This is a genomic window from Mycobacterium sp., assembly GCF_052143115.1.
Lineage (GTDB): Bacteria > Actinomycetota > Actinomycetes > Mycobacteriales > Mycobacteriaceae > Mycobacterium.
Genome location: NZ_JBKQTQ010000003.1, coordinates 1 through 9,700, shown reverse-complemented (window position 1 = coordinate 9,700; position 9,700 = coordinate 1). Strand labels below are relative to the sequence as shown.

At 62.7% G+C, this 9,700-nt stretch carries 9 protein-coding genes; 6 read left to right on the top strand and 3 right to left on the bottom strand.

Going from position 1 to position 9,700, the window contains the following annotated elements:
* Together ACLQI9_RS00180 and ACLQI9_RS00175 are read left to right on the top strand one after the other, a co-directional pair.
* Window positions 1-263: cytochrome P450 (locus ACLQI9_RS00180; RefSeq protein ID WP_442390704.1), on the top strand; the 263-nt coding region annotated here is incomplete at its 5' end.
* Window positions 264-277: 14 nt separating this feature from the next.
* Window positions 278-760: a hypothetical protein gene (locus ACLQI9_RS00175; protein WP_442376724.1), complete on the top strand. Its 483-nt coding sequence runs from the start codon at window positions 278-280 to the stop codon at window positions 758-760.
* Between the two features lie 48 nt (window positions 761-808).
* On the opposite strand, the gene ACLQI9_RS00170 is transcribed toward ACLQI9_RS00175, so the two are convergent.
* The gene (locus tag ACLQI9_RS00170) at window positions 809-2,650 is read right to left on the bottom strand and encodes a tetratricopeptide repeat protein (protein WP_442390702.1); all 1,842 of its coding nucleotides are present in this window, start codon (window positions 2,648-2,650) and stop codon (window positions 809-811) included.
* A gap of 865 nt (window positions 2,651-3,515) precedes the next feature.
* On the opposite strand from ACLQI9_RS00170, the gene ACLQI9_RS00165 reads away from it, so the two are divergent.
* Window positions 3,516-4,688: a glycosyltransferase gene (locus ACLQI9_RS00165; protein WP_442390700.1), complete on the top strand. Its 1,173-nt coding sequence runs from the start codon at window positions 3,516-3,518 to the stop codon at window positions 4,686-4,688.
* A 141-nt stretch (window positions 4,689-4,829) separates the two neighbouring features.
* Here ACLQI9_RS00165 and ACLQI9_RS00160 read toward each other — a convergent pair whose 3' ends face one another.
* Window positions 4,830-5,036 carry a hypothetical protein gene (locus tag ACLQI9_RS00160; protein ID WP_442376720.1) on the bottom strand — a complete coding sequence of 69 codons (207 nt, stop codon included), beginning with the start codon at window positions 5,034-5,036 and terminating at the stop codon, window positions 4,830-4,832.
* A 337-nt stretch (window positions 5,037-5,373) separates the two neighbouring features.
* Here ACLQI9_RS00160 and ACLQI9_RS00155 point away from each other — a divergent pair, with 337 nt between their 5' ends.
* Entirely contained in the window at window positions 5,374-6,765 is a 1,392-nt protein-coding gene (locus tag ACLQI9_RS00155; protein ID WP_442376718.1) for an ISNCY family transposase, read from the top strand.
* A gap of 402 nt (window positions 6,766-7,167) precedes the next feature.
* Complete coding sequence (locus tag ACLQI9_RS00150) at window positions 7,168-7,740, top strand: MspA family porin (protein WP_442376715.1); 573 nt, start codon at window positions 7,168-7,170, stop codon at window positions 7,738-7,740.
* Window positions 7,741-8,607: 867 nt separating this feature from the next.
* On the opposite strand, the gene ACLQI9_RS00145 is transcribed toward ACLQI9_RS00150, so the two are convergent.
* Window positions 8,608-9,423: a hypothetical protein gene (locus ACLQI9_RS00145; protein ID WP_442376712.1), complete on the bottom strand. Its 816-nt coding sequence runs from the start codon at window positions 9,421-9,423 to the stop codon at window positions 8,608-8,610.
* A 71-nt stretch (window positions 9,424-9,494) separates the two neighbouring features.
* On the opposite strand from ACLQI9_RS00145, the gene ACLQI9_RS00140 reads away from it, so the two are divergent.
* Window positions 9,495-9,700, top strand: a 206-nt coding sequence (locus ACLQI9_RS00140; RefSeq protein ID WP_442390698.1) for a GNAT family N-acetyltransferase, incomplete at its 3' end; no start/stop codon positions are given.

The following is a 9,700-nucleotide window of genomic DNA, read 5'->3' as shown; positions in this document are numbered from 1 at the left end:
TGGAAGCCGCGGGCAGAACAAACGGCGGCGATGAGATATCGAGGGACAGCCACGGAGAGGTCCGGCGCCAACGCCACTGGGCATTCGGCGGCGGCATGCACAGATGCTTGGGCATGCACCTGGCTCGCCTTGAAATGGACGCGTTTTTGACCGAGTGGTTGAACCGCATCCCAAATTTCGAACTCAAACCAGGCTTCACGCCGACGGTCGTGCATAAACCCACCAGCGTCACTCACCTGCGCCGCCTAAAGCTGCGCTGGTAGGCAGGACCGACGACGTGGACGACGCCGACCTGGAGACCCACATCAACGCGTTCCTGACGGCGCTCGGTGAACGTCCAGAGGAACTGATCCCCAAGCACTTAGCAGAAATCGAACAACCGAACCCGCAGGACGCGGAAGACTTCCGGCGCTACGTCAATGGCCTCAAAATGCTCTACGGGCAAGGCTTGCTCGACATGTACAGACGGATCGAGTCACACGGCAGCGCCATCTGTGGGTTGACTGATGAAGCCGAGATAACCGAGCGGGTCCAGAAAATTATGGCGTTAGTCGCGCTGGACGGCGAAGATGTCCCGAAAATTCTGGCGAGCTTTCAGGACGCCGCCAACCAGCTCAATCCTCTCGCGATCGTACGGCTGTTCATGACAATTCAAAGTGCCAGTGCCAGCGGGGTGCCGCGTCAGGCTGAGCGAGACGCGTTGATACTTGACCTGACGACGTATTGCCTGACACGCTTCCCGCCTTCCGAAGATGATTGAAATCGGTCAGAGGCGCACCGGCACAAAATAATCTGCTGATTTCGCTTGTCAGACGGGGGTGATGCAGAGTACTTCGTCGAGGCTGGCGGTCTGTAGCCCGGCGGCGGGATCGGGGTGGGTGGTGTCGATGCCGCCGGCTTGATCTAGTCGTGCGGTGTCGAACATCGCCGGGCCTGTGGCCACCACGTCGGTCAGGACGTAGCGGCCGGCATCGGCCGTTCGGCGCACCGTCTGTTCGGGCGCGCTGGTGCCGGTGAGCGTGACTGCGTCGGCGAGGTTGATTCCGACCTGGAACACCTGTGTTTCGGCGTCGAGCACCGCGGTCAGGCGGGTGATCAAATTCTCGGGGGCGAAAAACCGCCAGCCCTGCCCGAGATGCAGCCAGCAGCGTCCGTGGATTTGGTCGCGGAGCTCGGTGCCGGGGGCGCAGTCGGCAAACTCGAGGAACGTGCATCTCTCTTGCAGTATCGCGCGATCTTGGGCCGACAGGCCGGCGTCGACCACCAGGAAGCGTCCGACCCGTGACACGTCAGTGCAGCAGTGCAGAAACGAGTTCAGCGTCTGTTCGGTGGCAGCCCGATCCGCACCGGCGACCAGGCTGACGGTGACCTCAGCGTCGGGTGGACCCGCGATGAGGTTGCGCGCCAGCACATCTGGGTATGACGATGCCGCCTCCAGCATGATCGGCACCGGCAAGTCTCGAATGCTCGCGATGCCTTGTCGATCGCCGTCGGGGATGTCGGGGCGGGCCAGCAGGCGCCGCGACAACGTAAACGCTTCGGCTTGCTTGTCTATGTGGTACGCGCACACCAGCTGCTGAAAGGTTGTGCGCCAGGCGTAGAGGTCTGGGTGCGGTATCGTCATGTCGTCTTCGGGCAGCGGGATTTCGGCGGCGCGCTGGGCATATAAGTAGCCGAGCCGGGCACGCTTCTCGGCAATGTAATGGCGGGCGATGTCGTAGAGTGGCTCCGCGCGGGTCGGTCGGAACTCCCACGCCCGCAGGTAAGCGTCCTGAACATCGGGCCACGGTTCGCCGAGCATCTCCATCGATTGCGCGACCCGCAGCATCGCCCAGAAGGTTCCCTCGTCCGAGTCGGCGAGCTCTATCATTCGCTCAAACCACGTGCGCGCGTTCGCGAAATCGCCCCCACGGAAATAGATCTGGGCCAGCGTGGACACCGGTCGCAGATCGTCGGGGTTGTCTGTCACCTCGGGCCGTGGAAGTTCGATGAAACGTTGGTTAGGATCCACGTCGCGGGGCACGTCGGCAGATTTCATAACGCTGTCCGCAGCCGCTTTCAGTTGGGCCTCTGTTACCTCGAGGCTCAGCCCGTCCGCGAGACGGCGGATCACATCGGCGGGCGCGGCCCGAAGCTCCTCGAAGTCAACCCTAACCGTCGCAACGCCACTAAGCGCGCGGTCGCGTGCCGCTATCAAGTGTGCCGTCGACTCAGCCCGCTCCCGCTCATCCGTCAACCATCCGAGTTGATTCAGCGACGCCACCACTTTCTCGAAGGGTCGGTCCACCACCGCCGGCACTATCGGAATCCCGGCGTCACGGATGAAATCGATTGCGAGGCAAAGAAGCGGGTCCTTGGCGCCAGGCCGGCGCCCCGCCGTGCGGGCAGCAAGGCGATGCTCGTCGGCCCAACTTTGAACCTTCGCCTGGAAGGAGCCGGCATTCATTTGCAGCTGATCGCCAGGCCCGCTGAACGCCCGTACGCATAACTGGCTAAGCCGCGAGTCCTCCCAGGACTCGTGTGGTCCGCGATAGGCCCACACGAAATCTGCGCCCATGAATACGCCGAGGTGGTGCAGCACGCCGGCAACGGCTGATGTGCCTCCAAACCGCGGGCCTAGCACGACAATGATCGGCTCAGCGAACGCCATAATATCTCCAACTGTCCCGAATGCCTGGAACGGTACCTGATGGTTTTTGACCCCGGCTCGATCGCGCACAGCATCACAGCGGACTGCGGAGCAGGTCATAGGGGTGCAGTGATGCTGTTCAGCATCGCGACCGTGGTCACCGTCAGCAGCCGCCGACGTCCAGCACTCCGAGGAGAAGGAGGAGATATTGGCGCCTCTGTTCACGCAACAGAAAAGGAGTTGTTCACCTTGAAACATATTGCCGCCGCAACAGATTCACCGATAGTGTCTGGCCCATCATCAGAACCAGCACCGCGAAAACAACCATCGGCGGGGCGGCGGCCAAGGCCGAAACACCGCTTCCCCCTTACGATTGCGGCCTTAAGTCGCCACTACGGGATCGTAGCGCGCTGCCCGTGCGGCGCTTATTGCGCGCGGAGATGTCTGCGTTTCGATGCGTGCTGCGCTATCGGCATTTGCCCACAGTGGCGACCGCCGGGTAAGGGCCGACTGGAGTTCGTCCATCGATGATTCGACCCATTGACGTTGAAGTTGCTGCGGAGCAGCAGCTTTCGTTGATCGGTCATGGGCCGTCTGAAGCTAGCCATAGTGGTTGACCTCAAATAGTTGAAGTAGTCGTGGGCAGCCCGCGATAGTAACTGCCCAGATAGCTTCTCGGCTTGGAGCCGTCCCTAACCGCGTCCGGCAGGATCGCACGTGAAGCTACGCGACGCCGCGCCCACGAGCAGGGTCATGGTGGTCGCGATCATGGTGTCGATGGTCGCCTTCCTCTACAGCGGTCGCTAATCTGGCCCTGCCGGCCATCAAATACAACCTCGGCGGTGGCCTGCTACCCAGCAATGGGACCTTAAGTTAGGCTCCGCCGATGAAAGTGGTACTCGCCGCCTACGGAACTCGCGGCGATGTAGAGCCTTTCGCCACCGTCGGTCGGGAGCTGCTGCGCCGAGGTCACGACGTGTGCATGGCGGTCCCGCCCAACATGGTTGGCTTCCTTGAGTTGGCGGAACTTGCTGCGGTCGCCTTCGGCCCGGAGCCGCTCAGTTCGGTCCGCAACCGGACGGTCGAGGATCCGGCCACCGCGATGGCAACGCATATCGAGTACCTGTCCCGGGCCATGGAGGAGTGGGGCACGACGCTGACGGCGCTGGCAAACGGGGCCGACCTGTTACTTACGGGCAGAATCGAGCAGGGGCTGGCCGCCAACGTCGCGGAGTACTACGGCATTCCGCAGGCGGCGCTGCACTTCTTCCCGGGAGCGCATTCACGCCTGAGTGGCTGGGCCGGCGACACAACAGAGGAGGCTGAAGACGCCCAACGCCGTGCACTGGGCCTGCCTGACGCGACGGGACGCTCGACGCGATTCCTTGAGATTCAGGCCTACGACGCGCTCTGCTTTCCCGAGCTGGCAGCCGAGTGGGCGGACGGAGGTGGTTGGCGGCCCTTCGTCGGGGCGCTGACGTTGGAGTTGCCGACCGAAGCCGACGACGAGGTCTTGTCCTGGATCGCCGAGGGAACGCCGCCGATCTACTTCGGCTTTGGCAGCGGCGTGTGGCTCCCATACCCTGCTCAGACGTTCGGTCTGATCAGCGTGGCCTGCGCGCGGTTAGGCGAGCGGGCGTTGATTTGCTCTGGGGCAAGTGACTTCGCCGATGCCCCGCATTCTGACCAGGTGAAGGTTGTGGGCGCGGTGAACCACTCGGCCGTTTTTCCGGCTTGCCGCGCGGTGGTTCATCAAGGGGGCGCCGGTACCACGGCCGCAGGCATGCGGGCCGGAATACCCACGTTGATCCTCTGGCACCCGATCAACGATCAGCAGATCTGGGCAGATGCCGTCAAGCGGCTGAAAGTCGGCTCAGAGCGGGCCTTCTCGGCCAGCAACCTGGGTTCGCTGGTCGCAGACCTGCGTTCCATCCTTGATCCGCAATGCATCACTCGAGCCCGTGAGGTCGCCGCCCAGATGACGAAACCTGCTGTAAGCGTTGCCAGCGCCGCCGATCTGCTAGAAGACGCTGGCCGCCTGGGGCGCGTGGGCGCGTAGACATCACCGCGAGTTAGGTTGCGCCGATGAAAGTTTTAGAGGCGGGATATGGAAGTCGGGCGATATCGGCCAGCACGCGCCCACGCCGATCACCTACCGGTAACAGCCAGGCAGGCAAATCGGCCGCGTGTCACCACCGCGTCAGACGGGGGTAATGCAGAGCACTTCGTCGAGGCTGGCGGTCTGTAGCCCGGCGGCGTCCGCACACCGCCCGATTTCTGCGACGGGATCGCGGTTGGCGGAGTCCATGCCGCCGGACCGATCCAATCGTGCGATGTCGAACATCGACGGGCCTTTGGCCACCGTTTCGCCCAGGACGTAGCGGCCGGCATCGGCCGTTCGGCGCAACTACGGGATCGTAGCGCGCTGCCCGCGTGGCGCTTATTGCGCGCGGAGATGTCTGCGTTTCGATGCGTGCTGCGCTATCGGTATTTGCCCACAGTGGCGACCGCCGGGTAAAGGCCGACCGTTGCCGGTCCGTCGATCATTCGACCCATTGACGTTGAAGTTGCTGCGGAGTGCCGCGACCGTCACGATGCCCATCCCCATCTGCGCCACGCGCACACCACGGCGGCCTCCTAGCTACTTCGACCTGAAAAAGTCGGGGCGTGGCGGTCCCTGAGGTGGGTGTATCTGGAGGAGAGGATGGCCTCAACCCCTTGGGCTAGAAGGGATCGAGGCCATCGTGCTCAGAACTGTAAACGACCAGCCGACGTTGTGGGATGCGATTCTGCCGCCGGAGCTGTTGGTGTTGCCCGTTGAGTTGGGTCGGGTGGATGCGCTGCTGGATGATCCGGTGTTCTTCGCGCCGTTCGCAGCGTATTTCGATGCTCGGATCGGTCGCCCGTCGATCCCGGTGGAGACCTATCTGCGGTTGATGTTTTTGAAGTTCCGCTACCGGCTGGGCTATGAGTCGCTGTGTCGGGAGGTGGCCGATTCGATCTCCTGGCAGCGGTTTTGCCGGATCCCGTTCGGCACTCGGGTGCCGCACCCGACCACGTTGATGAAGATCACCACCCGGTGCGGGGACGACGCGGTCGCCGGGCTCAACGAGGCGCTGCTGGCCAAGGCGGCCGCAGCCAAGCTGCTGCGTACCGACAAGGTCCGCGCCGACACCACCGTGGTGGAGGCCGATGTGGCCTATCCGACCGATTCGGGTCTGCTAGCCAAGGCGGTCGGCTCGATGGCGCGGGCCGTGGAGCGGATCAAAGCCGCCGGTGGTGCGCGGCGGACGCGGGCGCCAGACCGGCGACGCTGCGCGGGACGGCGAGCCCGCTCGATCGCCGCGAAGCTGCGGCTGCGCGGGCAGCAGCACCGGGACGAGGCCCAGGCCGTGGTCCGTCGGATCACCGGTGAGCTGGCCGGGATCGCCGAACAGGTGATGCGGGAGGCCGCCGCGGTGCTGCGCAACGCTCAACGCGCGCTGCGCGCTGCGACCGGGCAGCGCAGAGGCCGGCTGCACCGGGCGATCAACGACCTGGACACCATCGTGGGACGCACGAAACGCGTGGTGGCCCAAGCCCGTAGCCGCCTGGGCGGGGTGATGCCCGAATCGGCCAGCCGGCTGGTCAGCCTGCATGATGTCGACGCCCGCCCGATCCGCAAAGGGCGCCTGGGCAAGCCGGTCGAGTTCGGCTACAAGGCACAGCTCGTCGACAACGCCGATGGGGTCATCCTCGACCACAACGTCGAGATCGGGAACCCGCCAGACGCCCCTCAGTTGGCCCCGGCGATCGAACGGATCACCGGCCGCACCGGGCACCCACCGCGCGCGGTCACCGCTGACCGCGGCTACGGCGAAGCATCGGTTGAACGCGACCTGCACGAGCTCGGCGTGCGCAGCGTGGCGATCCCCCGCAAGAGCAAACCCAGTGCCGCCCGCCGCGAGTTCGAACACCGGCGAGCCTTCCGCGAGAAGGTCAAATGGCCCACCGGATCCGAAGGACGGATCAACCACATCAAACGAAGCTACGGCTGGAACCGCACCGAACTCACCGGCATCCATGGCGCCCGAACCTGGTGCGGACACGGCGTCTTCGCTCACAATCTCGTCAAGATCGGTGCCCTCGCAGCATGAAACCGACACCCGAGCCCTCAAGCCACACCCGACCACCACCCCTCAACCCCGTTTGTCACACCGATCAAGGGTTCTTCAGGTCGAAGTAGCTAGCCGGGAACTGAAACGCTATGTCTGAACATTCATTATGCCGAGCCCGTATTCTTGAAGCCCGGCCGTCGGCGCTTAAGTCGATTATGTCCTTCGCGGGCCGTGGCCAGAGACTCTCGGCGTTCATCCGACATTCGGCGCTTGCGGCCCAGTTGTTGCTGGCGTCAATCCAATTCCCGGCCGTGGCCGTTTTTCGCCGCCGTTTTGTTACCGCCGATGTGCAGAGGTCTGGCGTGTCACGCAACGTCAATAGTGCAAAATGGTTTATCTTTTTAGCTACCGTCAAGAGCGGCTGACAGCTAGGGGAGAATAGTGCGCAAGCTTTTTTGCGCCGGCGTCATCGGCGCAACTCTCCTCGTCATGGCCGACGGTATCGCGGCGGCTGGGCCTGTCGCGGATGTGTCCCGGGCTGTGGTTACCCGCGACGGATGGCAGCTGACCGCCTCGCTCAAGAGCATGACGGTCAATTCGGTGGCTAACTTTGCGGCAACCGCGTTCACCAGAGAGGCTTTTGTCAGCGCAGAGGCGGACGCGAATATCGACGGCAGCGGTGGCGTTCCGGTGAATTCCGGCAGCCTTATCCTTGGGGTGCAAGTTGGCTGCCAGGTCGACTTGAGCTCGGGTGGGAACGTCGGTATTGGGCAAAGCGCTGTCCCGTTTGCCCCTATTATTACCCTCAAGCTGTTGCCTGGCTGGATCGCCAATGTGGGTCTGGGTCGAGCACCAATCAAGGGCCGCACCGGCACGATCTTCATTCACGACGCAGAAGTCAAAGCCGACGCTTGCGGCGGTCCCACGAGCGTCCGATTTTTCGCCACAGCGTTGATCAACAGCGATACGTCGCAGGACAGCGAGACTGTCTACGGCGACGTCATTTCGATATGATTCCGCCATGCCAGCCCGTATAGCTTCCGCAAAACAAGCGCGGGCGGCGGTGGCGCTGGCGGTTGCTGGCCTGGTTGCCGTCGGCTCACCGGGCGTCGCGAACGCTTATCCCGGCACGGGTTCCCAACGGGATCAAGTTAAGTCGAGATACGGATGTGCCGGCGCCATCGGCGGGAGCGCGGTGCCCCAAAAGTGGCTCGATCCCTTCCTCGCCGACAACGCACCAGGCGGCACCGCCGCTAGACCCCCTTGTGTGTCCCGCAGCAGAGACGACGACGACGACACCGTGATCGCAGGTAACGGAGGGCAATCCCCGGGATCGCCCAGCGGTAACACGCCGTCCACACCGACATCAATGGAAGGCCCCCCATCGCTGCCGAGCGTGATGCCGGGCGAGCAAGGGGGCGCACCGACTTCTGGTGCGGCCGCTGTGGTAGGTGGGGGAGCGCCCGCTCCGTAAGGCGGGCAGTCGATGAGCCCAACCGCGCCAGCAAGCCCGATCGTCCTAGTCGCAGAGCAGTAGGGTAGAATCGACCTTTATCGCCGAGTGCCCTTAGTGTGGGATGCGCAGGCCGTAACCGCCAATCACTTTGTGGCCGAGTTCAATTAGCGCGCGTCCTCGAGCGAGAGGTTTTTCGATAGGGAAAAAGCCAGTCGGATCCCCGATTCGACGCCAACACAGCGCGCCACGGTGAAGCCCACTGCTTCATCAGTGACATACCGCAGCAGGGCCGTCTTATCGCTGGACGGCACACTATCGCCGATGCCGGCGGGCCGGTGGATATTTGACCTGCTCACCGCTCATTCTGGGGCGAGTTCCGCGAGCGCGATGGCGGCGGCGTTGGCCCCGCACATGCCGTGTGCGCCCTAGCCGCTGGGATCAATTTCGGATCCATCGCTTAAATTCAGCCGGTTCAGGTCAAAACGGCGGTCAAATACGTACGTTCCGGCATGGCCTAAACGCACCCAGGGCGCCGCATAAATCTTGAAACCGTGGCTACGCGCCTGCCTACAGAAATGGTAATCCTCTGTTATCAGCTTGCCCGTCCCAGGCTCGATGGTCGTGGCGTAAAACTCTTTGATTACTTTTCGGTCTGGTAAATAGCCGGAGACATCCTCGGATAGCGCATCGAACACGCCGCGCTTGATGAGCATGAATCCGGTACCTCCGGCTTCAATCTCAAACAATCCATCGGAGTCGGCGTCCTCACCTGCAGCGGAACCATCCAGGAGTTTAATTGCGAATGAGCCTGCGTGGTTGCTCAACTCTTCCGGCGGGACGCCAGCCTTGACCGCCCGTGCCACACGCGCCCAATCGACTTCTTTCTTGGGATATATCCCACACACGATGTCCTTATCAGCTATCAGCATGCTGACTATATCCATGGCATAAAACCCAATATCCGAATCGATCCACATCAAATGGGTGGCCTCGGATTCTAGAAATTGATGGGTCAAGACGTTCCTGGCATTCGGCACGAGGCTTTCACTCGACGTGACGGCGTACAACGAATCAACCCTGTTTCTCAGGAAGATAGCGGGTAATTGCACCATTGACACGGTGTAAATCCCCGCAGCCATGCCCCCATACATGGGCGTAGCTATGAATACGGTTGGCGTGGATACATCGCTATCAAGGTTTTGTCCAGCGTAAGCATCAGGTCCCGAAAGTCGATCAACCATCGCGCAACTATATGACGTCGACGCGCACGCCCTCGCATAAGCAGAGAGCCAACCGGCTGGAAGATACTGGCATGGAAGCAAGCAGCAGTGGCGTGCGTCCGGCTTCGGCACAGGATGCCGCTGCGTGTCTGGCGATTTACCGCCCCTACGTCCAGAACACGGCGATCAGTTGGGAGATCGACGTCCCGACCGTTGACGAGATGGCTGCGCGCATCGATGGGCTCCGCGCCACCCACGATTGGCTCGTCCTCGAGCAAGATGACCAGATCATCGGCTT

Coding starts and splice junctions, on each gene's coding strand:
- ACLQI9_RS00170 (WP_442390702.1), bottom strand. CDS start 2,650: ATGGCGTTCGCTGAGCCGATCATTGTCGTGCTAGGCCCGCGGTTTGGA.
- ACLQI9_RS00165 (WP_442390700.1), top strand. CDS start 3,516: ATGAAAGTGGTACTCGCCGCCTACGGAACTCGCGGCGATGTAGAGCCT.
- ACLQI9_RS00145 (WP_442376712.1), bottom strand. CDS start 9,423: ATGGTTGATCGACTTTCGGGACCTGATGCTTACGCTGGACAAAACCTT.